Source organism: Synechococcus sp. CC9616 (assembly GCF_000515235.1).
Lineage (GTDB): Bacteria > Cyanobacteriota > Cyanobacteriia > PCC-6307 > Cyanobiaceae > Parasynechococcus.
In genome coordinates this window covers 2,532,629-2,556,400 of sequence record NZ_KI911558.1, presented here as the reverse complement: position 1 = coordinate 2,556,400, position 23,772 = coordinate 2,532,629, and the positions used below count along the sequence as shown (strand labels likewise).

At 51.4% G+C, this 23,772-nt stretch carries 34 protein-coding genes and 1 tRNA gene; 27 read left to right on the top strand and 8 right to left on the bottom strand.

Going from position 1 to position 23,772, the window contains the following annotated elements; genetic code table 11:
- The first annotated feature begins 71 nt into the window (after window positions 1–71).
- The 4 genes from SYN9616_RS0114310 (at window position 72) to SYN9616_RS0114295 (ending at window position 1,383) form a co-directional block, all read left to right on the top strand.
- Window positions 72–347, top strand: coding sequence for a DUF2470 domain-containing protein (locus tag SYN9616_RS0114310; protein WP_028953708.1), 276 nt, complete (start codon window positions 72–74; stop codon window positions 345–347).
- Between the two features lie 72 nt (window positions 348–419).
- Window positions 420–1,058, top strand: a complete 639-nt coding sequence (locus SYN9616_RS16755; RefSeq protein ID WP_084218366.1) for a ComF family protein — start codon at window positions 420–422, stop codon at window positions 1,056–1,058.
- A tRNA-Phe gene (locus tag SYN9616_RS0114300) sits at window positions 1,049–1,121 on the top strand. Before SYN9616_RS16755 ends, SYN9616_RS0114300 begins: the two co-directional genes overlap by 10 nt.
- A gap of 22 nt (window positions 1,122–1,143) precedes the next feature.
- Entirely contained in the window at window positions 1,144–1,383 is a 240-nt protein-coding gene (locus SYN9616_RS0114295; protein WP_028953707.1) for a hypothetical protein, read from the top strand.
- Here the strand turns inward: SYN9616_RS0114295 and SYN9616_RS0114290 are convergent, their stop codons facing one another.
- The gene (locus SYN9616_RS0114290) at window positions 1,384–1,797 is read right to left on the bottom strand and encodes a hypothetical protein (RefSeq protein ID WP_232200537.1); all 414 of its coding nucleotides are present in this window, start codon (window positions 1,795–1,797) and stop codon (window positions 1,384–1,386) included.
- 118 nt (window positions 1,798–1,915) lie between these two features.
- On the opposite strand from SYN9616_RS0114290, the gene SYN9616_RS0114285 reads away from it, so the two are divergent.
- From SYN9616_RS0114285 to SYN9616_RS0114260, 6 genes are all read left to right on the top strand, one after another.
- Window positions 1,916–2,572, top strand: a complete 657-nt coding sequence (locus SYN9616_RS0114285) for a TVP38/TMEM64 family protein (protein ID WP_028953705.1) — start codon at window positions 1,916–1,918, stop codon at window positions 2,570–2,572.
- 109 nt (window positions 2,573–2,681) lie between these two features.
- A complete protein-coding gene (locus SYN9616_RS0114280; protein ID WP_028953704.1) occupies window positions 2,682–3,107 on the top strand; it encodes a hypothetical protein in 426 nt (141 codons plus the stop codon).
- A complete protein-coding gene (locus tag SYN9616_RS0114275; protein WP_028953703.1) occupies window positions 3,104–3,679 on the top strand; it encodes a phycobilisome polypeptide in 576 nt (191 codons plus the stop codon). The genes SYN9616_RS0114280 and SYN9616_RS0114275 overlap by 4 nt, the downstream gene beginning before the upstream one ends.
- A gap of 71 nt (window positions 3,680–3,750) precedes the next feature.
- Window positions 3,751–4,518: a phycobilisome rod-core linker polypeptide gene (locus SYN9616_RS0114270; protein WP_028953702.1), complete on the top strand. Its 768-nt coding sequence runs from the start codon at window positions 3,751–3,753 to the stop codon at window positions 4,516–4,518.
- A gap of 64 nt (window positions 4,519–4,582) precedes the next feature.
- Window positions 4,583–5,194 carry a chromophore lyase CpcT/CpeT gene (locus tag SYN9616_RS0114265; protein ID WP_028953701.1) on the top strand — a complete coding sequence of 204 codons (612 nt, stop codon included), beginning with the start codon at window positions 4,583–4,585 and terminating at the stop codon, window positions 5,192–5,194.
- Between the two features lie 84 nt (window positions 5,195–5,278).
- Window positions 5,279–5,458 carry a hypothetical protein gene (locus SYN9616_RS0114260; RefSeq protein ID WP_028953700.1) on the top strand — a complete coding sequence of 60 codons (180 nt, stop codon included), beginning with the start codon at window positions 5,279–5,281 and terminating at the stop codon, window positions 5,456–5,458.
- A gap of 28 nt (window positions 5,459–5,486) precedes the next feature.
- On the opposite strand, the gene SYN9616_RS15940 is transcribed toward SYN9616_RS0114260, so the two are convergent.
- Window positions 5,487–5,813 (bottom strand): Nif11-like leader peptide family natural product precursor, encoded by a 327-nt coding sequence (locus SYN9616_RS15940; RefSeq protein ID WP_037991093.1) that lies wholly within the window; start codon window positions 5,811–5,813, stop codon window positions 5,487–5,489.
- A gap of 194 nt (window positions 5,814–6,007) precedes the next feature.
- Here SYN9616_RS15940 and SYN9616_RS15935 point away from each other — a divergent pair, with 194 nt between their 5' ends.
- The 8 genes from SYN9616_RS15935 (at window position 6,008) to SYN9616_RS18020 (ending at window position 11,902) form a co-directional block, all read left to right on the top strand.
- Window positions 6,008–6,694, top strand: a complete 687-nt coding sequence (locus tag SYN9616_RS15935; protein ID WP_255326797.1) for a pentapeptide repeat-containing protein — start codon at window positions 6,008–6,010, stop codon at window positions 6,692–6,694.
- Between the two features lie 124 nt (window positions 6,695–6,818).
- A complete protein-coding gene (locus tag SYN9616_RS0114250; protein ID WP_028953699.1) occupies window positions 6,819–7,697 on the top strand; it encodes a phycobilisome linker polypeptide in 879 nt (292 codons plus the stop codon).
- Window positions 7,698–7,755: 58 nt separating this feature from the next.
- The gene (locus SYN9616_RS0114245; protein WP_028953698.1) at window positions 7,756–9,411 is read left to right on the top strand and encodes a phycobilisome rod-core linker polypeptide; all 1,656 of its coding nucleotides are present in this window, start codon (window positions 7,756–7,758) and stop codon (window positions 9,409–9,411) included.
- A gap of 64 nt (window positions 9,412–9,475) precedes the next feature.
- Entirely contained in the window at window positions 9,476–10,201 is a 726-nt protein-coding gene (locus SYN9616_RS0114240; protein ID WP_037991090.1) for a phycobilisome rod-core linker polypeptide, read from the top strand.
- 56 nt (window positions 10,202–10,257) lie between these two features.
- The gene (locus SYN9616_RS17495; RefSeq protein WP_156918842.1) at window positions 10,258–10,431 is read left to right on the top strand and encodes a hypothetical protein; all 174 of its coding nucleotides are present in this window, start codon (window positions 10,258–10,260) and stop codon (window positions 10,429–10,431) included.
- Window positions 10,421–10,951: a phycobiliprotein lyase gene (locus tag SYN9616_RS0114235; protein ID WP_028953696.1), complete on the top strand. Its 531-nt coding sequence runs from the start codon at window positions 10,421–10,423 to the stop codon at window positions 10,949–10,951. The genes SYN9616_RS17495 and SYN9616_RS0114235 overlap by 11 nt, the downstream gene beginning before the upstream one ends.
- Window positions 10,952–10,976: 25 nt before the next feature.
- Window positions 10,977–11,594: a chromophore lyase CpcT/CpeT gene (locus tag SYN9616_RS16750; protein WP_071991490.1), complete on the top strand. Its 618-nt coding sequence runs from the start codon at window positions 10,977–10,979 to the stop codon at window positions 11,592–11,594.
- Entirely contained in the window at window positions 11,591–11,902 is a 312-nt protein-coding gene (locus tag SYN9616_RS18020) for a CpeR family transcriptional regulator (RefSeq protein WP_071991489.1), read from the top strand. Before SYN9616_RS16750 ends, SYN9616_RS18020 begins: the two co-directional genes overlap by 4 nt.
- Here the strand turns inward: SYN9616_RS18020 and SYN9616_RS16740 are convergent, their stop codons facing one another.
- A complete protein-coding gene (locus tag SYN9616_RS16740) occupies window positions 11,903–12,454 on the bottom strand; it encodes a Nif11-like leader peptide family natural product precursor (protein ID WP_028953694.1) in 552 nt (183 codons plus the stop codon).
- Window positions 12,455–12,937: 483 nt separating this feature from the next.
- Between SYN9616_RS16740 and SYN9616_RS0114215 the strand changes: the two genes are divergently transcribed.
- From SYN9616_RS0114215 to SYN9616_RS0114200, 4 genes are all read left to right on the top strand, one after another.
- Window positions 12,938–14,134: a HEAT repeat domain-containing protein gene (locus SYN9616_RS0114215; RefSeq protein WP_028953693.1), complete on the top strand. Its 1,197-nt coding sequence runs from the start codon at window positions 12,938–12,940 to the stop codon at window positions 14,132–14,134.
- Between the two features lie 154 nt (window positions 14,135–14,288).
- Window positions 14,289–14,834, top strand: coding sequence for a bleomycin hydrolase (locus tag SYN9616_RS0114210; RefSeq protein WP_028953692.1), 546 nt, complete (start codon window positions 14,289–14,291; stop codon window positions 14,832–14,834).
- Window positions 14,835–14,875: 41 nt separating this feature from the next.
- Window positions 14,876–15,373 (top strand): class 2 C-phycoerythrin subunit alpha, encoded by a 498-nt coding sequence (mpeA, locus tag SYN9616_RS0114205; protein WP_028953691.1) that lies wholly within the window; start codon window positions 14,876–14,878, stop codon window positions 15,371–15,373.
- Window positions 15,374–15,627: 254 nt separating this feature from the next.
- The gene (locus SYN9616_RS0114200; protein WP_232200532.1) at window positions 15,628–16,500 is read left to right on the top strand and encodes a phycobilisome rod-core linker polypeptide; all 873 of its coding nucleotides are present in this window, start codon (window positions 15,628–15,630) and stop codon (window positions 16,498–16,500) included.
- A gap of 68 nt (window positions 16,501–16,568) precedes the next feature.
- Here SYN9616_RS0114200 and SYN9616_RS17490 read toward each other — a convergent pair whose 3' ends face one another.
- Both SYN9616_RS17490 and SYN9616_RS0114190 read right to left on the bottom strand, forming a co-directional pair.
- Complete coding sequence (locus SYN9616_RS17490; protein ID WP_156918841.1) at window positions 16,569–17,900, bottom strand: HEAT repeat domain-containing protein; 1,332 nt, start codon at window positions 17,898–17,900, stop codon at window positions 16,569–16,571.
- A 22-nt stretch (window positions 17,901–17,922) separates the two neighbouring features.
- On the bottom strand, window positions 17,923–18,357 hold the full coding sequence (locus tag SYN9616_RS0114190) for a DUF2656 family protein (protein WP_028953689.1): 435 nt from the start codon (window positions 18,355–18,357) through the stop codon (window positions 17,923–17,925).
- Between the two features lie 23 nt (window positions 18,358–18,380).
- Here SYN9616_RS0114190 and SYN9616_RS0114185 point away from each other — a divergent pair, with 23 nt between their 5' ends.
- Window positions 18,381–19,304 carry a HEAT repeat domain-containing protein gene (locus SYN9616_RS0114185; RefSeq protein WP_232200527.1) on the top strand — a complete coding sequence of 308 codons (924 nt, stop codon included), beginning with the start codon at window positions 18,381–18,383 and terminating at the stop codon, window positions 19,302–19,304.
- 2 nt (window positions 19,305–19,306) lie between these two features.
- Here SYN9616_RS0114185 and SYN9616_RS0114180 read toward each other — a convergent pair whose 3' ends face one another.
- The 3 genes from SYN9616_RS0114180 to cpeB form a co-directional block, all read right to left on the bottom strand.
- Window positions 19,307–19,945, bottom strand: a complete 639-nt coding sequence (locus SYN9616_RS0114180; protein WP_028953687.1) for a HEAT repeat domain-containing protein — start codon at window positions 19,943–19,945, stop codon at window positions 19,307–19,309.
- A gap of 110 nt (window positions 19,946–20,055) precedes the next feature.
- Entirely contained in the window at window positions 20,056–20,550 is a 495-nt protein-coding gene (cpeA, locus tag SYN9616_RS0114175; RefSeq protein WP_028953686.1) for a class 1 C-phycoerythrin subunit alpha, read from the bottom strand.
- 44 nt (window positions 20,551–20,594) lie between these two features.
- Window positions 20,595–21,149: a class 1 C-phycoerythrin subunit beta gene (gene cpeB, locus SYN9616_RS0114170; RefSeq protein ID WP_028953685.1), complete on the bottom strand. Its 555-nt coding sequence runs from the start codon at window positions 21,147–21,149 to the stop codon at window positions 20,595–20,597.
- A 225-nt stretch (window positions 21,150–21,374) separates the two neighbouring features.
- Here cpeB and SYN9616_RS0114165 point away from each other — a divergent pair, with 225 nt between their 5' ends.
- The 4 genes from SYN9616_RS0114165 to SYN9616_RS0114150 are packed head-to-tail and all read left to right on the top strand — an operon-like array spanning window position 21,375 to window position 23,737.
- A complete protein-coding gene (locus tag SYN9616_RS0114165; RefSeq protein WP_232200523.1) occupies window positions 21,375–21,626 on the top strand; it encodes a hypothetical protein in 252 nt (83 codons plus the stop codon).
- Window positions 21,627–21,676: 50 nt separating this feature from the next.
- Complete coding sequence (locus tag SYN9616_RS0114160; RefSeq protein ID WP_198015193.1) at window positions 21,677–22,261, top strand: phycobiliprotein lyase; 585 nt, start codon at window positions 21,677–21,679, stop codon at window positions 22,259–22,261.
- Complete coding sequence (locus SYN9616_RS0114155) at window positions 22,262–22,963, top strand: 15,16-dihydrobiliverdin:ferredoxin oxidoreductase (RefSeq protein WP_028953682.1); 702 nt, start codon at window positions 22,262–22,264, stop codon at window positions 22,961–22,963. It begins immediately after the preceding gene.
- A complete protein-coding gene (locus SYN9616_RS0114150) occupies window positions 22,964–23,737 on the top strand; it encodes a phycoerythrobilin:ferredoxin oxidoreductase (protein ID WP_028953681.1) in 774 nt (257 codons plus the stop codon).
- The last annotated feature ends 35 nt before the right edge of the window (window positions 23,738–23,772 follow it).

The following is a 23,772-nucleotide window of genomic DNA, read 5'->3' as shown; positions in this document are numbered from 1 at the left end:
CGGCTTGCTGCTCTTGGATCGCTTCGGCTGACCCGATCACTGCCAGAGTTTGCAAAAGAACCGTTTCCGTCATGACTGCCGACCCACTGACCACCGACGTCAGCACTCGGATCTGCCGACACATGAATGACGATCACGCCGAGGCTGTGCTGGCCTACGCGCGTCATTACGGGGGCGTCAGTGCCCCAACAAACGCACGCATGGTGTCTGTCACCCCTGAGGACATGGAACTGGAGGTGGATGGCGAATCCGTTCGCATCCGCTTCGATCACAACCTCACCGACAGCGATGATGCCCATCGCACCCTGGTCTCGATGCTTCGGGCCATGCCGAAAGAAAACGGCTGAGGGGAATCCTGATCAGGAGTTGCGAACCCCACACTGCTGAACTGCATTCTCGAAGCGGCCCGCAGCCTCCTGGTGGAACCCTGCTGCCCGCTCTGTCGGCAAGGCATTGAAGCCAGCGCAAGAGGACGTCCCTGCGATCTCTGTCGCAGGCGACTGGAGATTCCAACGGCTCTTCTGAACGGGACAGACCCTTTGCCCTTTCAGGCACTGGCCTCTTACTCAGGAGAGTTCCGCAAGCTTGTCATCAGACAGCGCCTGGTTCCTGATACAACTCAGCTGCAGGGATTGGTTCAGCTTCTGGCCGATCGCTGCACCCTGGGAAGGAATGCAGTGTTAGTGCCGATACCAAGCTGGAGACGTCGCCAGCGGCAGTCCTTTCCTGAATTGATCGCAGCCGGGATGGGAATGGAGTTTCGTCCCACGCTGCAGCGCACCCGGGCTGGCGTTGGTCAGCACAGCCTGAACCGCCACCAACGGCTCGCCAATCTGCAGGGGGCCTTCCGCGCCGAAACCAGAGCTGACTGGCAAGGCAACGATCAGGTCATCTGGCTTGCCGACGACATTCTCACGACCGGTGGGACAGCACTTGCGGCCTGTTCCGCCCTCGAGGCATCGGGCCATCGAGTCGCGGGGCTGATCTGTCTTGCCCGTACACCGCCCCCAGGCCGTGATTTAAGATGTCGCGGTCGCTTAGGCGACACGCCGGGATAGCTCAGTTGGTAGAGCAGGCGACTGAAAATCGCCGTGTCCCCAGTTCAAATCTGGGTCCTGGCATCACCTTGATGCCGAATGTCCTGTGTCCTTCATCCCCCCCGATGCGGCGACAGACAGGCTGTTTAACAACGCCGACAGCTTCGCGATGGTCTTCGACCGCACGTGGAAACAACTTCGAAGCGGCAAAGGCTCCACCGCCAGCCAGGCGGACCATCTCGAAGCTGTACTGGCCGCGATGGCAGACCATCCATTTCTGATCAGTTCACCTGAAATGGCACGTCAAGTGGCTGGTTTTCGCATTCGCCTTCTAGAGCTGGACTGATCAGGCCGACAGCAGATCGATCTGCGGGTCATCCACGTATTCAGTGTCATCACTAATAGCCTCGTCCTCAACGCGTTCGTCCTCAACGCATTCGTCCTCCCTCAACGCCTCGGGATGAGGGGCTTCGTCAGCGGCGGAATCTGGCGAATCCACGGTGTGAAGGGACATCACCTGGCTGGGGTTCAGACGTTCCCGCAGCATTCGAACTTTCTCTTCACTCGCGGAAAGCAGTTCGCCTGCGTCATCACTCACTGCGGCGATCTCGGCATCAGCAACCTGCTGCCCCTCAACCTCGGCCAGCCTGGCGTCCAGATCGATCAAACGGTCGGCCAGGGTCTCCACCAATTCACTGAGACTGAGCAGATGGGTGCACAACTGCTGCTCAAACGCGGTGCGCGGGGAGGTGGTGGTCACCGGGCTGGCCTCGTGTGGAGAGATCTCGCTGATGGTATCGATGCTGTGCCTTGTGTCCACACGGCAGTGAGGCACACCACGACTGCCCTACATTCCCGAGTGCTTTCGAGCCAATGAGATGTCCAGGCTGAAGACAGCACTGAAGATCAGCGCCTGGGTCGCCGTTGTTGTCGTCGTTGTTGTTTATCTCCAGCGCTACGGCATCGCACCACTTCAAAACGCTGTGAACGAGATGGGAATCTGGGCCCCGCTGGGCCTGTTTCTCCTGCGTGGCATCAGCATCATTCTTCCCGCTCTACCGAGTTCCGTTTATTCACTCCTGGCGGGGTCCCTTCTGGGCTTCAAGGTTGGCTATCTGACCATCATTCTTTCCGACCTGGTGTTCTGCAGTTCGGCCTTCTACATCGCCCGACGCTGGGGGCGAGGTCCAGTGAGCCGTCTCGTGGGTGCCGGCGCCATGGAGAAGATCGACGGCTTCAGCAAGAACCAGCTGGAAGGCAATTTCTTCCTGATGACCGGACTGCTCATGACCGGCCTGTTCGATTTCCTCAGCTATGCCATCGGCATCAGCCGCACCCATTGGCGGATCTTTGCGCCAGCCCTGCTGATCAGCGTGCTGATCAGTGATTCGATTCTTGTTGCCGTTGGAGCCGGAGTCACCAAGGGCGCCAGTGTCTCGCTGGGCATTGCGCTGCTTGCGATGTTTGCCCTTGCCACCTTCACCGGCCTGCTGAAAAAGAAATCCTCGGCCGCTTCCTCCAAAGAATCCCCTTGATGACACCTGCAGTGTGTGTCGTGATCTGCATGTCGATTCCAACGAACCGGGGACTGGGGTGGAGAAATTCCGGGACACTGGACAGATCCAACTTTCGTGGCGTTTTTCGATGAACGCACTGGCTGATTCAAGAATTGCTGCGCTGCAGGAACAGGCGGGCACTAGAGGCGAGCTGGATTTACCCGTGGGAGAAGGTTGTTTTCGAATCAATCTTCTCGATGACAACATCGCGCTCTGGCAGGAGACTTTCGAGCAACACACCACACCGGCCAATCTGCTTCTGGCTTGCGAGAAAAGCAGAGGAGATCTCAAGGACACACGTCTGACCTGGGTCGTTGGATCAGCCATCCGCACCGCCACGGCCTCCAGCCCTGAGGCCGTCGCCTTACTTCTGTCGCAACTGGGTGTGGCGCCGGAACTCACGGACGCTGCCGTCAACCGTTGCCCGGGGCTGGGGAAAGATCTGGTGTGGGCTTTTTACCTTGAGCGCCACGGCTGGCTGATCGCTACCCCGGTTGCCATCACCAACCCTTGAGCTCCCAAAAGCCCGACGTCAAGACCCTGATCCAAAACGCCCAGGTGCAGGGCCTCAGCACGAACCTTGCACTACCGCAAACCACTCGCACCATCATCAGCAAGGCAGACCAGGCCCAACGACTGCTCACGCACGAGGAACTGGAAGGCATCTGCCAGGCATCCGCCGTGGATGGCGGGCTTCCCGGCAATCTGCTGAACAGGGCAGATCAGTTGGTGAACAAAGCGAGGGCCCACCTGCTTGAAGCACAGCCGCAGCTGGTGGAACCTGGTGGTGCGTTGTTTCCGGCAGAGAGGGCGGAGGCCTGTTGGCGAGATTGCTGGAACTTTCTCCGCGTGATCATTTACGCAGTGGCCTGCAATCAGAGCACCTTTACAAACCCGCAAGGAATGGCGGCACTGCGAGAGCTGTATCGGCAGATGAACGTGCCCACAGAAGGGATGAACATCGCCCTCGATCAACTGAAAGAGCTTGTGTTGGAGGGGATCTCGCAGGAAAGCGATCAGCAACTCATTCGCGACTGCTTCCGGCACCTCAGCGCCCAGCTCAACAAATCTGCAGTTAAGAGCTGATAAGAGACCAGCGGAGCACCGCAGAACCAAATCAAGATCTCAACCAAGTATTTCTACTTACGGCTCATCTCATGGCCATCCCGCTCCTTGAGTACCAGCTCATCACGCAGAACGGTCGCGTCAGCAATCTCGCAGGCGATAACAGCACGGTTCGAGGTCAGATCTATACCTCTTCAGCTGCTGGAGACGAGACGATCCGCGGCGAGATGGACACCCTGATTGAACAGGCTTACCGCCAGGTGTTCTTCCACGCCATGCTCTCTGATCGGGAGCCCTTCCTTGAGTCTCAGCTTCGCAGCGGCAATATCACTGTTCGGGATTTCATCCGTGGCCTGCTCCTCTCCGAGCGATTTCAGCAGGGCTACTACCAGTGCAGTTCGAACTACCGGATGGTGGATCAGGTTGTAGGGCGTGTACTCGGCCGCCCGACCCACGGAGACAGCGAACGCCGAGCCTGGTCGATCGTGATTGGAGAGAAGGGCTTCGCAGCCTTTATCGACACCTTGCTGGACAGCCCGGAATACATGAATTGTTTTGGCTATGACCTGGTCCCGCAGCAGAGGTCGCGTGTTCTGCCGGGCCGAGCTCTTGGTGAAACCCCGGTTTACCAACAATTCCCTCGCTATGGAGCCGACTGGCGCGATTCCCTGCAGGATCGGGCACCGAGCCCGAATCGGATGGATCTGCTCGTCGCATCGCAGATGCAGACCTCCCCGGTGTGGGTCAATGGACAACCGCCTGCATGGGCCCTGAAAGCCTGGCTGGTCTTGGCGACCGTTGGTGCGTTCGAGCTCGGACGGGTGCTGCTCACAATCGCCGGCGAGATGCTGCGCACCTGATCGGCCCAACACGTGGTGGCAGAGAGCTGACTAGGTTCAAGGCCAGCGCTCCTGTTTTCGGTCCATGCCACAGGTCGGCAGTGAGCTCCTTCAGCAGTTCTGCAGCTTGCTCACCGGACGGCATAGCAATCAGCAGCAGGCCTTTGAGAATCCCCCATTCTTTGCCCACATCATTCTCAAATACAGGGCCTTACCGCACTTTTCAACGCCCACGCTGTTGCTCGAACAGGGTTATGCCGTCGACCCGAATCAGCCCTATCGGGTTCGAATTCTGCGGCCGACTCTCCATGGGGAGACGACGTCCATTCGTGTGATCAACTTTCGCCTGAAGGAGCCACAACGTTTTCAGGGCGCGTCTGAAGTTCGTGCGGTTCGCAACGCTATTGCAGAAACAGCGCTAGATGCCCTTGAAGGTTGCGCCTACGACGTCACCCCAAGCGGCCCTTCAACGTTTGTCGGCGCCACCGAACCGGGTTGTCGCTGCATCGTGCATCGAAACGGCGTCGACACCTACCTGAAGAGCCATTTTCAACTCAGTCCTGAGGGAATGACCACCCTGGACCGGGGCTATGACCTGACAACACACCAACGGATCTGGGGATCAGTCGCTGGAGACTTCCACTTCCATCGCGAGGAAGACTGGTCTGAGGAAATCCCGCCACAGTGGTGGGCGTGACGAGATTTTTTGTAAAGAAGTAATGAGGAATGCTCCATGAAAATCTCAAAAACGTATTTTTATCCAAGAACAACTAGCTGATTCATGCCAGAGCAGTCGAGCGCATGGTCCCAGGGCAACCCTCCCGCAACATTTGAAAAGCTTTGGCGCGGCTTGATTCTTATTGCAGCTATTCACCTGGGTGGCATGACCATCAATTTGATCGCTCAGATGCTCGGCTACAACGGGCTTGATGGCATTCCCGCAAAATTCCTTGGGCTGTAAGCCAGCTCATTTGGTTACCCTTAGACATTCAGCGAAAATACTTTTCTCCTGAACGAAAATTCTTCTCCTCCTGTTGCATTTCAACATTACAAGTTGATTGAGAGTAATGGGCAAGCGTGGGGAATCCATTCGGCTTTAGACATGGGCACAGCTGATCAACCTCTTCGCGATCCGGGCAGAAATACACTCCATACCATCGATTGATGAACCTACCTTTTATTTCATCGGAGAAATTAAACCCATAACTTTGAGCAATCTGAAGAATCTGCTCGGGACCAGCAGTCGAGAGCTTTGCCTTGATTTCATCCGATCGGTTGGCGTCATGAATGAATCTCCGTAACTCGCTCTTGCTCATAATGAAGAAACAGCCTTTAGAGCAACGACTGTAAAGCAGAGAGATACATCAGTTTCGAATGAAAAGAAATCTACAAGATACTCAATACTTACTTCACATCATTAATGATTGATCCAAATAACGCAATGAAGGCAAACAAATGCCATACCAGTCGGACGCCGCACTGTATGATTCTTGTTTACTTATAAGCTATTTTGATCAAGAATTGGGTTACATCTGAACAACAACAACCGTTTTTTCTTGATCGAGATGGGAGCGAAGGCATCGATGCAAGGGGCGCATCGTGGAAAAACGCAGATCTTAAAGAATCAAACTTGAGCCAGGCAAAGCTTTGCCGCGTTGATCTGAGGGGAGCAGATCTCAGCAATGCCAACCTGGAAGGTGCCGATCTTCGGCTCGCAAGATTTGACTGGGCGACTCGTTGGCCGAGTGAATTCCAATATGCCTCGTCTGGCGCCGTTGGTCCTGGAGCACGACTGAACGGACAGTTTTTCAACGGCGCAGACCTCCGAGGGCTTGATCTCAGGGGCGCCAGTTTTTTGGGGGCCTATCTCAGTGGTGCCGATTTAAGCGGTTCCGTTCTCGATGACGTTTCATTTGTTGGTGCAGACCTTCGCAATGCCAGCTTCAAAGGAGCCTGCTGCAAGCGAGCACGCTTTGGCACATCGCAACTGGATCTGGCCGATTTCCGCGGCGCCAACCTTGAAAACGCAGATTTCGAAACTGCGGATTCAATCAAAGGTGCAGATTTTTCGTACTGCAAAAATTTTGAAACAATGATCTCAATGTTGCTGACACGACCATCAGAGCAACTCGACCATTGGAACCCGATCACGAGGAAGACAACACGTCTCAGCCTCGAGAATCTTCAGGATCTCTAATCAAAGCTCAACTCTTCACGCCCCCGAGTTGCCTCAGGAGCAGTACGGGTTGAGGTTTGTAAAGACCGCCGTATACATGACGACAATTGGCCGATCATGGTACGGCGATAAGTGGATCCTGTCCATGCCATTCGGTCCGGCCTCGCTCCTTGGGGTAGAAAGCTTCGACACTGATGCAGTTGTTGAACTTCTGCCAGGAGATGATGATCTCAAAAAAGCTGAGATTATTCGTGCCACCTACCGCCAGGTGCTAGGCAATGCCTACGTCATGGACAGTGAGAGAGATCTCATCACAGAATCTCAATTCAAACTCGGCGAATTAAGCGTTCGCGAGCTGGTTCGCAAACTCGCCAAAAGCGACCTCTACAGAACAAGATTTTTCGATAGCTGTTCTCGCTACCGCTATATCGAGCTTACATTTCGACATTTACTCGGACGTGCGCCAACAGATTACGAGGAAATGAGAGGCCACTCCGACACACTCGATTCTGCTGGATTTGAAAAAGATATAGACACTTTTATTGACTCAAAAGAATATCAAGACACCTATGGAGAATGGATTGTTCCCTATCAACGCGGATGGAAAACTGAATCCTGCGGAACGATGCAGGAATTCACATGGAGTTTTCAGCTGTTGCGGGGCAACAGCAGTAGCAGTCTCAAGGGTGATCTCTCCGGTAAAGCCTCAAAGCTCGGTGGAGCGGCATACCAAAATCGACCGCTTCCGGTCGTTCGGCCTTCGTCTGAAGAAAGCACCGGTTGGAGCTTCCGACCAGCAACCAATCTTCAGGAAGCCCCTACTCGCCTGGGCGTTGGCGCGGGAGCTGAAGGGAAAACTTTTCGTGTTGAAGTGACTGGCTACAGATCAAACAACCTGAAACGTATTTCTCGCTATGTGAAATCAAACAGGGTCTATTACGTCCCATTCGACAAGTTATCTGAACAATTCATTCGCATCCACCGAGAAGGCGGCAAAATCGCCAGCATTACTCCCATAAGTTGATGATCTGACTTACCTCGTCAAGACATCCAACCAATCTCAACCTCACCACACATTCACAATGACACTCAGTAAGCCTGCATCAACCGGATTCGGTGCCGCCAGCAAGTGGTCAAGCCCTGTTTCTTTCAACCGTGGAGGTACCACACAGAACAAGCCAGCACTGACGAACAGCGAATATCTACGTCAGTCATGCGCCAACATGAATATCGCGATTGGGCCTCGCTTACACGAAAATTGCCCCCACGGTGTGGTTCAAGAGCTCTACAGCCCCAACGACAGTGCAGCTCTTGAGCAGGCAATCGCAGCCGGTTACCGACAGGTCTATGGCAATGCACACGTGATGGATTTCGAGCGATCCGTTGAACTTGAGGCCCAGCTCTGCAACGGAGACTTAAATGTACGCGACTTCATCCGTGGCTTAGCAAAGAGCAGTTTCTACAAGAAAAGATTTTTCGAGGGAGTAGCTCCCCAGAGGGGCATTGAACTCAACACAAAACATCTGCTGGGTCGTCCTCCCCAGAGCCAATCTGAGATGTCTCGCCTCATCGGCATTCTCAATGAAGGCGGTCACAACGCCGTCGTTGATGCACTTGTTGACTCTGCAGAATACGCCGAAGTCTTTGGCGAAGACATCATTCCTTATGCCCGCGCCTGGAACTCTCCAGCGGATCTGTCTACCGCTTGTTTCCCCAACATGGCGGCACTTGAGAGAAGTTTTGCAATCAGTGATAGTGCTGTTGGTGCCCGCAGCATCTTGCAGGGCAATTTGGCTAAGAACACCACACAGCGGATTAACACGCCAAGCCAAGTAACAGGTGGAACAACGTCACTTTCAGGCATCTATGCGCGCGCCGCTTTTGCACCTAAAAAACCTGGAGTCACTTCAGGGAAAGATGCAGCTCCAATTCGTAACGACGCCTACGTCAACTTCGGCCTCGGTCAAAGAGAACAAGAAGTTTTCCAGCGATGCCCTGGAGATAGCTCTGATCAGATCAGTGCTCTGATTAGATCCTGCTATCGCCAAGTGATGGGTAATCCCCATCTCATGGAGTTCGAACGTTCCATGTCGGCTGAAAGCCGCTACTGCGATGGCTACCTCAGCACACGCGAATTCGTGCGTGCAATCGGTAATTCAGCTGAATACAAGCGTCGCTTCTTTGAAACCAACGCACCCTATCGTTTCATTGAACTGAACTTCAAACATTTCCTCGGGAGAGCACCTAAATCCCAACAGGAAGTGAGCGAACATATTCAAATTCTTGCCGATCAGGGTTATGAAGCTGAAATCAGCAGCTACATCGATTCCTCAGAGTATCAAGAAGTGTTTGGTGAGGACACCATCCCTTACATGCGAATTCTGAGCGAAAACGGCCGTTCACAGGTGGCATTCAACCGCCATCTTTCACTAGCAGAAGGTTTCGCAGCAAGCGACACCGTCCTCACGGGTTCCGCCTTGGTGAACTCAGTCGCGACAGGCATGGTTCCAAGCGGTTGGTCTAACACCACAAGCCGCATCAATCGCAACAGCGCACAGTCAGGTTCACCAGATCCAACCACGAAGAGGTTCCGGATTGTCGTTAGTGCTCAAACGAGAAACGCAAGACAACGAACTGCCAGCAGCACTTATCTCGTCTCCGGAAAAGATATGAGCTCCCAAATGAAGTATATTCACGCCCGTGGCGGTAAAATCGTTTCAATCACAGAAGTGATGTGACATTAGCAATGATATTCCCGAGACATTCGGGAATGATGTTTTATCGACCTAATTACTCCAAGCAATGATTACCCAAGCAACGACAGCCAATCTCGACCCGGGCCACTCGCGTGAGGTTCTCGATGCCGCTTACCGGCAGGTGTTTGGCAACATGCATCTGATGGAGCTGGATATATTGCCTTCGATAGACGCACTATTCATGAATGGTGATCTCACTGTGCAGGGCTTAATCACAGCCCTGGCACAGTCAGAAACTTACCGTAAAATATTTCTTGAGAGAAATAGCCCTTACCGATTTGTAGAACTAAACTTCAAACATTTACTGGGTCGATCTCCTAACGACCAAGCCGAAGTCATGGAGCACGTACGCCTAATGGCGGATGAAGGATTTGATGCTGAAATCGCCAGTTACACTTATAGCGATGAGTACCTGAAAACCTTTGGAGTCGATCAGGTTCCATTTCTTAGAAACAAGCAAACAACCGTTGGTTCCACAACACTTGCTTATAATCGAGCTAATGCAGTAGACCCAGGTACTGCAGGATTTGATGGAGTCTCTCGTTCAAGATTGCTAAGCAGTCTTGCCACCGGTGAAACACCAGATCTTGTCGGACGCAAAAGCGTCGGCATTGGTTCGACTCTCACTGTGCTGTGGAGATCACGGAAACAACTAGGCGCTAACCGCAGGGTTGCGCAACGGTCTGTGGTGAGCCAAACTTCATTGTCAGCCACTGTCAAAAGCATTCATCAGCAAGGTGGAAAAATCGTCTCTATCACAACGAATAATTAAAACAGGAATAACACCACTTATAAACATCTAAAATCTTCTCGCCAACATTTTCAGCCATGGCTATCGTTCGCGCCTCAGGACGCAACCACTACAACAGATTATTCAATGAATCAATCAAGGAAGTTCCGGCTTCAATGTCTATGATGATTGATTCAATGGTTAATATGGTGCAAACATCAAGGAAGGCAGAACTAGACTCAAGCAAGCGTGATTTGTCGCATGACAATTGAGCAATTTGTTGCTCAGAGCATTGGCGAGTGGAAATCAATGCGGAGCGGCCATTCGCTTGCTTTTCAAATTTTCGAAGACGTCGTTAGCGAAATTAGCATCACCCCTATTAAAAGCAATGATCCTCGCGTAGTAGAATTGTTAGCTAAATCTGGTATTAGTTCCGAAAACCTCTGTCCCTTTTTCATGAAGTGGGAGGCTGACAGTGACTGGGAACCCGAGAATCCGGGTGAAGTATCCAAAGGAGAGTGCCTCCTTATTCCTATCCCAGAAAACAATTCGAAAGGCCGCCTAATTCGCAGTATTGGTTATGCAGAATCAGAAGAAGCAATATCCTCTTATCAACTACTTGAAGATGGTACTTTTATCTTAAACACACAATATGGTCAATCGATTGCAGAAGAAAGAATATGGTTCGTTTCAGAGAATGTACGTTGTCGCTCCTCTATCATTCGCACGTCCGAAGGGGCTGGGATCCTGCAAGCATCATTTGCCTCCGAAGTAAGGCGACTTGCCGTTTAGGATAAGTTCGTCGTATCTACATCGGATGGATTCGCTTCTAAAATTTGCGCGGATACTCGCCGGGCATTTCAGCAATTATCAACAGGCACAATATAACCCAAAGGATTTTGCACGTATTAACATCTACTTTCGACCACTTCCATTCAAAATCTTTGGAAAACCGTCTCTTTACTCTGAGCAGAGTTATGACCACGATCCTTGGAATCCGTATCGCCAAGGCATGCATAATTTGAGGCAGAAAGATGAGTTATTGATTGTTGAAAATTTTGGATACCGACAACATCATCGTATTGCTGGAGCAGGACGTTATCCAGATTTACTCAATAAGATCAAAACGGAACAAATTGAAGAGCGCTGTGGCTGCGCCATGCATTTCAAAGAAATGAGAGATGGATACTATGAGGGATCAGTTGAACCAGGCAAGAAATGTCTTGTACCAAGAGATGGAAAGTTGACATATCTTGTCAGCGAAGTCGAATTAAGCTCCCAATCGTGGAACAGTCGCGACAGAGGCTATGACCTCGAAACAGATGTCCAATGTTGGGGAAGCGAACATGGATTACTTCGTTTTGAACGTATCGCAGAACTCAATGAAAGCATCAACGAGAACTGGTTAAAATCAGGGTCAGATAATATAGAATGAACAGAAAAGATGCAGAAAAATATCTGAGAGGATGGATTAGATCACAACATCTGATCTGCTTTGATCGAGATTTCATCTTTGAGACTGTCGACCAATCACATTTAGAACGATTTGAATGCTGCCTGATGACTCTTGGCGGAAAAGTAAGAAGCGTTGAAGCTGTAGGAAATTGGCCAATGGGGTCGGGTCGGGCTTTTAAAATCTTGCGTACAAAAGCATCAGTCCCAAGACCCGGCGGCGAAAAGATTGTTGAATATTGGGCGAAGCATGGTTCATCTGAAACACGCTACTCAGATATCAATCGATAATCACTCAAACCAACCTTGCCAAGTTGGTTTAGAAAAATCAGTATGTTGACTCCACTTTTTGAGTAAGGTCATGGAATCTATTGCAAATCCATATGCGTTTGCGATTTCTAAAATTTCAGTATCATTTCTTGCTTCGCGAATCTTTAGTTGAAGACTTTGATCTTGGCGGGCAAGGGCTATAAAATCTTCTAAAAGTTGATCTTTATCGACAACAGCAGTATTAGAAACAGGCGCTGAAACTATCTCTGTGGAATCCATAGAACTATCTTGATTAGCACCATCCATGAGCAAAGCCCGCCAAGCAGCAATCTGACGAAAGGCCCAGGACCAATGATCATTCTTTGTTGTCCATATCAACTCCAAATCATTGTCAGTTAATTGAAGTTGATCTAACCAACAAAAGCGAATCCACTCGCTCAGAGAAAAATTAAAGCCTTGACTTGATGCAAACTGCACAACGTCATGGTGGTTTGACAGGGCTTTCAGCCCAGTCGCAAGTACATGCTCGGTCTCGATGCTTTTAACGAAGCGTTGAAGCTCGGTTTGTGACATTCTTTAACAGCTCTCAATCCACAATGCGAAGTTAGCACTTTGGCATATCATCTGGAGGACGAGTGGACCACCAGGGCAACGCAACAGCCTCCAAGGGATTACATCCTGTAAATGGCCTGAATCCACAGTTATTTTTGGTTTTCTCGTCGCCTGATCAAGAGGTATCAAAGCTAATCCAGTAATTGAAGGATCTACGGAAACAACAAACTGCCTTAGTTGATCAAGATCAGAGATGGTTTGAAGAGATTGAACACTGGAAGGATTGTTCTCACAGGACGCAATGAATTTTGAGAGTGCGGCCTCAGCTTCAACAGAAGCAGACATCGATAAAAAAAATTCTCGTCCAGATCATACTGTCGCGAGAACCCCAGCATGCCTGGCGAGCCAGATTCATAACATTAGGAACAATCAATTCACTCTTGAGGATACAAATCTCAATTCAGCAGGCATCGGCTACGATCAATCCCAATACTTGAAGTCGAAATGGCTGAAAGATTTGATTCGCTTTTCGCCGGAATCAGTGAAGAAAGCGCACTTCAGCAGATAAAGTCACCTGCTTCGCATCTGGATAATCCAGTTTCAAAATACATGGCAGCGACGCGTCTGGGAGCCTGTCATTCTGAGGAATCTCTCCAAGCTCTGATCGCATGCCTGAGTCTCACGATCGACGATTTATATGAAAGAATTACACGACGCAAAGCCATCGAAGCACTAGGCAGACGACGTGATCCCCGCGCATTGCCGCATTTACTAAGTTGCCTGATCGGAGAAGACGAGATCGCCATCATTGATGCCGTCGACGCCATCATCAAGATCAATGGAGAATTAACTCCTCAACAAAGCAACTCCCTCGCAGCAGCACTCGATGGCTCTGATAATCGCAAGCGTGTCATCATCCAGGCTCACACCAGGCTTGGATTAAACAACGCAATCGACGAAATCCGTGCTCTGATCAAGCACGACAACCCTCTCGTCTCTGGCGCTGCGCGGAGCTATTTCGCAAAGCGCCACGGTGAAACGAACCTATTGACGCAACTCGTTGAGCAGCTTTGTAGTGATGCTCCTGGACAACGCCGTGCGGCTGTGATCGATCTTGGAGACAGCGGTGATCGCAAACAGGTCCACAAGCTCATTCAATGTCCGGTTTCGATGCCCCTTCGAGCCAAGAGTGTATTGGAGTTAATTCCTGAATTGGAAAACGACGAGGAAAGCCCGGAGGAAAGAAAATTATTCCGTCAGTTATTAATCGATAATCCAAACGACCTGGTGTTGAAAGAAGAGCACGTCTGCCCTGACTCAGCAGAATCGATCGAAAATTTTCTCCAACATCGAGATGAAGCAAAGCAATATGGTGCGGCGAAGCGTCTTTTAAAAACACCACAAAATTCTGCAAGCCAAATCATTGAGAACCTTCATCAAAAACTAGGAAGCGACTATGTCATCCACTACTACCTGACGATGTGCGCTGGCTTAATGGCTTTAACCGAGCACAAAGAGCTGATTATTTCATCCTTGCACGAAACAATTCCGCAATACACAAAATCTCGTGTGGCGGCCACTTGGGGCTGCTTACAGCTGGGCTTAATGGCCGAGACGGATTTCTTAGCAGAACTCAACAAAAATGCTCGTTGGGTACCATTGAAATGGGCTTGCCGAAGAGTTCTTGAGGAATTGTCATAATGTTCGATCTGGACTCGATTTGATTTTCTTCTGGAAAATTAAAGTGAACTTGTGTATAGATCATGAGAGGTGAAGGGAGGGTTTCTTAGGCCGCTTGTAATCTCCTTTGCGATGCCGACTGCATCCCCCTCCCCTTATACGCATTGGTTTACCTATGCTCGACGCATTCTCCCGGAAGGCTGTCTCAGCTGATTCCAGCGGCAGCTTCATTGGCTCTTCTGAGCTTGCCGACCTGAAGGCTTTCATCGCAGATGGCAACAAGCGCCTTGACGCTGTCAACGCCATCACCTCAAACGCAAGCTGCATGGTGTCTGATGCAGTGGCTGGCATCTGTTGTGAAAACAGCGGCCTGACTGCTCCTAACGGTGGTGTGTACACCAACCGCAAGATGGCTGCTTGCCTGCGTGATGGTGAAATCGTTCTGCGTTACGTCTCCTACGCCCTTCTGGCCGGCGACGCCTCCGTGCTGCAGGATCGCTGCTTGAACGGCCTCCGCGAGACCTATGCCGCTCTTGGCGTTCCTACCGGTTCTGCCGCTCGTGCTGTGGCGATCATGAAGGCTGCTGCCACAACCATGGTCACCAACACCAACAACACCACTGAGCCGAAGCGCAAGATGGCCGTCACCCAGGGTGACTGCTCAGCTCTGTCTGCTGAAGCAGCCAGCTACTTCGACATGGTGATCAGCGCCATCAGCTGAGTCAATAACAGTTTCGATTCACCCTTCTTCATTTCACTCTCATGAAGTCTGTACTCACCACTGTCATCGGCTCCGCTGACAGCGCATCACGTTTCCCTTCCAGCTCCGATCTGGAAGCCGTCCAGGGTTCCATCCAGCGTGCTGCTGCACGCCTGGAAGCAGCTGAAAAGCTCGCTGGCAACTACGACGCTGTTGCTCAGGAAGCTGTTGACGCTGTTTACCAGCAGTTCCCTAATGGCGCCACCGGCCGTCAGCCCCGTCGTTGCGCCACCGAGGGCAAGGACAAGTGCAAGCGTGACTTCGTTCACTACCTGCGCCTGATCAACTACGCCCTCGTCACCGGCGGCACTGGCCCCCTCGATGAGCTCGCCATCAATGGCCAGCGTGAGGTTTACAAGGCCCTCAGCATCGATGCCGGCACCTACATCGCTGGTTTCACCTACATCCGTAACCGCGGCTGTGCTCCTCGTGACATGAGCTCCCAGGCTCTTGTTGAGTACACCGGTCTGCTGGACTATGTGATCAACTCCCTCGGCTGATCTACATTTTCAGCTTAAACAAAGGGCAGGTTCATCCTGCCCTTTTTTTTGTATCAAAAAGTCCCTTTGGGCGCGCAAAGTTGACAGCTTGCTCTCGAAAGCGTTTCTTTGAAGAAAATTATCTTTTCAATTCAAATTATCCATGATTGGCATTTGGCAAAAATAATGCCATAAAGTCAGTCGACTCAATTTGGGTTCGTGCCGACCTTTACGACTTTGTGTCGAGAGGATCTCTAGGCAGCGAGCACATCAACATGTCCCCTCATCCTCCAACATTCAACATGCTGAAAATTGAATCTCGCTCCAAGAAATTTCTGGTTGATGCACGTCGCCATGAGCCTGTTGGTTACTCAACAGCTCAATCTTCCCCATCAGGTGCTGCGCTGACAATTGCAGAGTTCAATCGGCAGGCATGTTCAAACATGGCCATTGCAATCGGGCCCCGAAAGTATGGCGAGTGCCCTCATCGTCCTGTGTTCGACGAGTTCAATCCCAGTGATCGCGAAGCTCTCGATACAGTGATCGATGCGGCTTACAAGCAGGTTTTCGGCAACAAAAACCCAACGCTGAATCAGCGCTGTGATTCGTTGGAAGCACGTCTTTTAAATGGTGAGATTTGTGTGCGCGACTTCGTCGCTGGACTTGCAAAATCTCAGTTCTATAAAGATCAGTACTTCCATAATGTCTCTCCCCAGCGCGGGATTGAACTGAACTTCAAGCATCTTCTGGGTCGTCCCCCACTGAACCATGCAGAAGTTACTCATTACATTGAACTATTGGCGAGTAGCGGATTCGATGCAGTGGTCGACACGCTGACTGATTCGGCGGAATACACAGAGGTCTTTGGCAGTGACATCGTGCCTTACCCCCGTGCGCTTGGATCACTGGCTGGAATGACCACAGCCAGTTTCAACAACATGGTGGACCTTGAAGCCAGCCGTGTTGTCAGCGACAATGCTCTGGGCTCCAGAAGCCGTATTTACAGCCAGCTCAATGCTCGGATGTTAAACAAAACCTCCATTACAGCTGGCACTGTCAGTGTGAAATTGCCTACACAGGAATTTAAAGGCCACAATCCTCCCAAATTAGAGAAGCCAGTCGTGTTCCGCGCCTGGGGTTGCAAATAGGTTAGCCCCTTAATTGGTCTGTACAAGCTCTAAATCATTCAGCGCTGCAAATATCTTGCAGCGCTTTTTTATGCAACAATGCAGTCAAGCTTGTCGCACACAAATGGATGAGTAATAGAAATCTTGCCAGAATCATCAAGATAGTCCTGAAGAGCTGATTGGTACTGGCCTGCCAACCGCTCAACAACCATCAAAACAGCATATTGCAGCTGCCAGGGGCTGCTGGGAGATTCCAGGATATCAACGAGCCTGTGCCAAGAGATTGCCTGAGGCGATAGATCTAACAATGACAACAATGCTACGGGCCTAGATTTGCTGAATTGCGGCCTCAAATTTTCAACGGCCTCCAATAACAAATTTTCCAAGATACAAATACTGTCAGCAGGCCAAGAGGGAACGAGTCCGATCAATCGGACAAAGAAATAGTGGGCCCCATAATCATTAAAAGCCCGATCATTCCATTGCTGCAGATACAGAGGCCATAACTTCGATCCCTCAATACAGCTCAAACGCACCAGACTTTGATAACAGCGAGAAAAATCGTTAGAGAACAGTCCTTCAAAAGAATCACTGATACTGACAGTCGACTCGATATTGAAGCGCTGTTTCAGCGAAAGTGAATCAGGTGAATCAATGAGGATTTGATCCAAAACAGTCACCAAATCCGATTTCACTGTGCTGGTCCCAGCTTCTGGCGACGGCCAGACCGCTTGGACAAAGCGCAGACGGAAAACAGGAGACACTGGAGACTTGAGAACGGAACCCAGGAGCTCAATGCCCTTGCAATCAGCCAGATCTTCGATCACCATCTGGCGATCCATCTGGCTATCCGAAAACAAAACCGGTTCGAGGACATTAAGAGAACGACGATCACCAGTGAGTCTGCACAAGGCAGAGATCGCGGCCGTCCTTACAGAATCAGTTGGTGATTTGATGCATTGCTGGATGGCGTCAATGGCCTCTTGAACACCAAGACCAGCCAAACACTGAATAAGAATGCGCTGGTTGACCTGATTCTGAACCAGAAGCTCAATTAGACGTTGATGGACATCATGGTCGTCGCAACCAAGTTGAAGAAGGCTCCAGACGGCATTTTCAACTAGATAAGGATCAGAATGATCGAGAGAAATTGTTAAAGTTGGCAAGGCCCGTCTGCAACCTAAGCGGCCCAATATCTCGAGTGACTTTCGCCGTGCCAAGCGAATCGCTTGCGTGTCTGACTCATTGTTTGCAACAGTCAGAAGAGCATCTTCAGTACGAACACCTGGGAAATTCAACAGGTGACACACCGCCATGTAGTAATCGCTTGAAGACTCCAAGTCCTTCTCAGGTGTTGCCAGGATACTTAGAGAACTTTCAAGAGATAAACCTGGATGGATATTATTAAATTTACCAGTCATGGAATATCTATTCTATATTTAATTACTGAGGAAGATCATGAATCTCGAAGATTGCATCTGCCGGACGACCCGCTTTTAATCCTTCCCAGTTAATACTTCCTAAAAATTCAGAAGGCCGGTCTGTTTCAACAACATCCACACCCCAAGACCCTGTTTGCAGTAACGAGTTTGTCGTCGCGGCCCCATCTTTGCGTCCACCTAGAGCCAGAATCGTGAAATCGGCCTGAACACCATTACTTTTGCGAAAACGACGCCAGGCTTGCAGCAGAGTTTGAGCAAGTGCTTCAGGAGCAAGGTCAGATTCAACCCGAACTTTCCAATGTGGATGCTGCAAAGCACTGACGTTCACTCCCTGCATTCCCTGACCACTTAGGCCATTGGCCAATTCAGATGCCGACATGATCGGAAGCGATTGAGAGACCACCTGGGGGTTATGAGACAACACGAACTGAGTCATTCGGGGACGATCCGAGCTGAACCATGAACGATAATGGATCAGGTTCAGCCCCGCGCGATGGGGAAGCAGGCACAACGTTTATGAATGATCAGAATCTCGAGCTCAGCACTGAGGAGGCTCAATCGTTGGCAGAGTCGCTGCAACAGCAGTTGAGCGACGGATGCCTTGTGGACACAGATCAAGAATCGATTAATCGAATGATTGCGGGCCTTGGTGATAACCGGGGCAAACTACGTTTAACATTTGCCAAAAGTCTAGGGTCGGTAGGAGAGGCAGCCTTGCCGGCTTTGTGCTCTGCATTGAGGAGCCACTCGAATGTGATTGTTCGCAGGGCTGCAGCTAAAACCCTGAATATCATCGGCAGCGCTGATGCACTCCCGTATCTCTATGAAGCATTTATGGAAGATGAGGATCCAGTTGTTCAAGGATCATCTGCAGGCGCCATGGCAACCATCGGGCCACCAGCGATTGGCATGATTCTGAAGATTCTGAATGACCCAAATTGCACACCATTTCAGATCGGACTTGCCAACCTTGGGTTGTCTTTCATTGGATCAAAAGCACCTGAAGCATTGCGAGATGCTGCACGATCAGAACATGCTGAAATTAGGGTTGCTGCCATCTCCGCTCTTGGAGATCAAATTCAATCATTACAAGATACAGAAGCCAAAGAGTTACTCGTTTCATCCCTCAACGATGTGAACCAAGAAGTTCGTGCTGAAGCGGCGACACTTTTGGGCAAGCTGCAGGACCCAGAAGAAGCAACACCTCTTCTGTGTTCTTCTTTAGAAGATACCTGCCCTCAGGTCAGGAAAAATGCTGCATTGTCGTTGATGAAACTTGAGGCACAGGATGCGCTAGAAGTGTTAAGAAGAGCTCAAGAGGCTGAGAACAACAATGATGTGAAAGCAGTCTTTGCGGTGGCCATCAATCAAATCGATAAATAAGCTTAGCTCTTAGGCTTTTGCATTTGAGAACGTTCCAGTGAGGACTTTGCAATTTCGCCAATAATTGGGTCCAATGCAGAGTCATTAATCAGATCTTGTAGCGCATTATTTGCATCAATGTTCTTGATTTCACCTAATGCCATGATGGCAGATATTGCGTGAGCAGTGTTGTTTCCACGTGATACTTTCAAGAGCAGTGGCAAGGCTTCTGCACGCGTTGCGCTTTGCTTACCCACCTGTGCAATTGCCATCACCGCCGACTGCGAGACAACAGGATCATCATCAGACAATCCATCCTCCAAAACCTTCATTGCATTATCTGTGAATACCTCATCAGGGTGTTTAGCGGAGACCTGTACAAACGCCTTGATGCAACAAGCACGCACCGTAGGGTTACTACTTGAGCGATATTTACTGCACAAGGGATCAAGAGCATCCAGCCCAAACAAGCCCAACGCTTTAACAGCAGCTCGGTAAATAATTGGATCAGGATTCTCAATCAAATCAATTAAACGCGGCATAGATTCCGCTGGATAGTGATCCACCATCACCCAAGAAGCTTGCTCCTGAATTCTTGGGCTGGGGTGATTTGTAAGATCATCAAACAACTCGTCAAGCGACGGGATTTCAGCGTCGTTCATGCGTGATCAGTTGCAGAAAGTAGGTCCGGGTAAGTCGAGGAGAAACACGTTTTCAAACAAAAAGGGGGGCTGAACGCCCCCCTTTGAAACCATTCTGAATTGAATCAGACTCAGGAAAGAGCGTTGATCAGATAATCAAGGTAGCTCTTGAACTCGTTGAGAGCTTGAGCGCTCATGTCCCGAGGAGCGCAAGCGCGATCGCGGGTGTAGGTGAGAGCTTCCACGTATGCGGAAGTGGGCAGCGCAAGATTCCGGTAAACCTCACGGGCACCTGCAATTCCCCACTCGTCCAGAGGACCAGTGCCGCCCACAACCAGGCAGTAGTTGATGAGGCGCATGTAGTGGCCCAGATCGCGGTAGCACTTGTCCACCTTGACCTGGTTCTCCCCTGCTTCACCTGGCTGCTTCAGGTAGGAGTACTTGTTGAAGCAGGCATCGCCGGCTTCTTTGGTGACGGCATCAAGACCAGAGGCAAGCTTTTCAGCAGCTTCCAGACGTGCAGCTGCGCGCTGGATATTGCCTTGAACGGCCTCGAGATCGTTCTGGGAGGGGAAGCGACCAGCTGCGTCAGCAGCGGTCACAACGGTGGTGACGACGGATTTCATCGATCAGATCCTGAAAAGTTGGTTGATGGAATGAACGAATTGACTCAGCCGATGGCGCTGATCACACGGTCGAAGTAGGAAGCAGCCTCAGCGACCAGAGCAGAGCAGTCACCAACGGTGGTTTCCATCTTGCGGAACTTGGTACCGCCATTCTCAGGGGTATTGGTCTGACCGATCAGAGCGGTGGCAGCAGACTTCATGATCGCCACTGCACGAGCTGCTGACTGGGTAGGAACGCCCAGTGCGATGTAGGTCTCTTTGAGGCCATTCAGGCAACGATCATCCAGAACGGACGCATCGCCGGCGAGCAGGGCATAGGAGACATAGCGGAGCACGATCTCACCATCACGCAGGCAAGCGGCCATGCGGCGAGTGGGATAGCAATTACCGCCAGCTTGAATGAGACCGGTGTTCTCACAGATCATGCCGGTCACTGCATCAGTCACGATGCAATAAGCATTGGACGTGATGGCATTCACAGCGTCGAGGCGCTTGTTGCCATCAGCCACATACTGACGGAGAGCGGCGATGTCAGCGCTACCGACAGCTGCGGTTTTAGCGTCGGCGCTGACAACGGAACGGGAAAATGCGTCGAGCATTGGGGAGCCAGACAATGAAGAGGAACGGCTTCTGGGTTGAACCTGGACCCACCTTGACGAACCAAATCATTCGAAGAATGAACGGTTTGAAGAGGCTGGAGGCCTGGCACCACAGGCGAAGCGCTTAAAAACAGTAAGGGGTGCTTCCGAGCTGGCAGGCCGGTATCGCGACATCACGCAACGGTTCGTCACCTAGCGCGGCCAAGCTTTCTCCGATGGGAGGCCATGCTTGATGATGTGGCCATCTTGCGGGACCAGACGATGGAACCCAGCCTTGAGGAACTACAGGATTCGATCGAACAACTCACCGCTTACAGAGTGCGGCTCGAGAACGACGTGAAAGCAATGGGACAGAAGCTTCGGATGCCCCAGAAAAAAATCCAAGCTGCTGTGGATGATCACGCCGAATTGCAGAGGCTTGGGGAAATTCTCGAACAGCTCACTCAGCAGCGTGACGCCATGGCATCGAAGTCCTGAATCAAGACACCTGGAAACACCACGGTCGACCCATGTTCCAACCGATGACAATGGCTGATTTCTTCGAAGCGAGTCGAGGAACTTGGCTGAATCGACGTTCGATTCATCACCTCGACCACCAAGACGACGAAGCAGCTGATTCCAACCTGGTGATCGAACCGTTTGCTGCTGATGATCATGCGGTGGAAAAAGTCTGCCGAACACTCAATATGAGCAGCTCAAAAGCCACCGGCGGTGCCCGTTTTTGGTGGGAAAGCAACCTCAAGCATGGTGTCCGCAACGAGGACTATGCCGCTGTTGTGGTGGACATCCCATCTGATGACGACAACCTGCACGGTCTGCTGGTGCGGGATGTTGGGTACGTTGAAAAACAGCCAGTTCTCAGTACCTATCAGTTTGCAGAAGACGGCGTCCTCACCATCACGACGCGATACGACACGAACGTCGGCATTGAACGCTGTTGGTTCGTCACTGATCAGGTGCGGATGCGCGTGAGCTCAGTCCAATACATGGGAGGGGTGTCGATGACCACGTATTGCACCGAATTGCGATGTCACGAGGAAGCTGACATTCAGAAACTTGCTGAATCTGCCGAAGCTCTCGCGGCTCAATCAACGGTGGGAGCGTTGATCTGAATGTTTGATCCTTTTCTTGAGACACTGAATAAAGGATTGCTTGCTCATGGCGGGGAGCAATTGGCAGCACCTGGAGATTTCGCTGAACAGCAGTCATCAAAACGCGGCAGCTTGATCCGAAGCTGGCTCTGGTCTGTTCCAGGCTTCCGTCGCTGGCGGGTCACCCGCCTGGATGCAGGCGACAGCCTGCAGGTGCTCAATTCCGTTGCATACCCAGCGCTGGACAACGATCAGCCAATCCTTGGTATAGATCTTCTCTGGTTTGGTGCCAGACAGAAACTGGTCGCGGTTCTGGACTTCCAACCCCTGATTCAGGACGAGGCCTACCTGGAGAGACATTTTCAGGGACTCAAACAGCTGCACGCCAGGTATCCCGATCTGAGTGGTGAGGAGACGATGCGGTCCTTTGATCCAAATCAGTACTTTTCCCCATGGTTGTTGTTCTGTCGTGGAGGAGCTGAACAGGCCTCGGGTTCACTTCCCGAGGCCTTTGACCTTTTTATGCAGTGTTACTGGGACCTAACTGACAAAGATTCTGGCGGTAACGAATCAATGGCTCCCGCAAAAGTTCAACAGCTCCAAATTGACTACGACCGATACAGCGCTGAGCGCGATCCGGCCCATGGCTTGTTCACCAGCCACTTTGGGAAGGACTGGTCCGATCGCTTTCTTCATCAGTTCCTCTTTCCTGCCACGGTCTGAATGTCCACATCTCGTGTTCTAAGCACTGACCCGGTCCGCCTAGCTGGCTGGACTTGGCAACCCTTTCTGGACGACGCCGTTCAGGCCTTGCAGCCCCTGAACGTTGAGCCCTACCCCGTTGACAACCAATTCCTGCAACGGGACGACCAGACGGGCTCGAAGGCCAACCCCTTTCCCGTCACCACAGCGACCTGGGCTTGCCAAACCCAGAAGTACCGACAGGTTCGGGCCGCCTGTGTGAATGCAGGTCGGGCGGCATCGGTTCTTAATTTTGTGATCAACCCGTCCAGCCAGTTCGATCTTCCTTTTTTCGGTGGAGATCTGGTGACTCTTCCCTCAGGACATCTCCTCGCTCTGGATCTACAGCCAGCGGACAAAAACGATCCCGATCACACGCAGCCGGTGTGGGATCGACTCATGCCAATCTTTGAACGTTGGCGCCAGGAACTCCCTGATGGAGGACCGATTCCGGAGGAAGCTCAGCCCTACTTCTCACCAGCTTTTCTCTGGACACGACTACCGCTCGGAGAGGAAGGAGATCAGATCATTGCGTCCATCGTTCGGCCAGCCTTCAACGACTACCTCAACCTCTACCTCGAACTCACCTCAGAAGCGGAGGCCGTCTCGGCGGAGCGGCAGCAGCATCTCCTTGCTGGGCAGCGTCGCTACACCACGTACAGAGCGGAGAAAGATCCTGCGCGGGGGATGTTGACGCGCTTTCACGGCGGCGAATGGACAGAGGCCTACATCCACAGCGTGCTCTTTGACCTGTAGGCGTCAGCTCGGTTCAGCGAACTGCAAAACAGCAA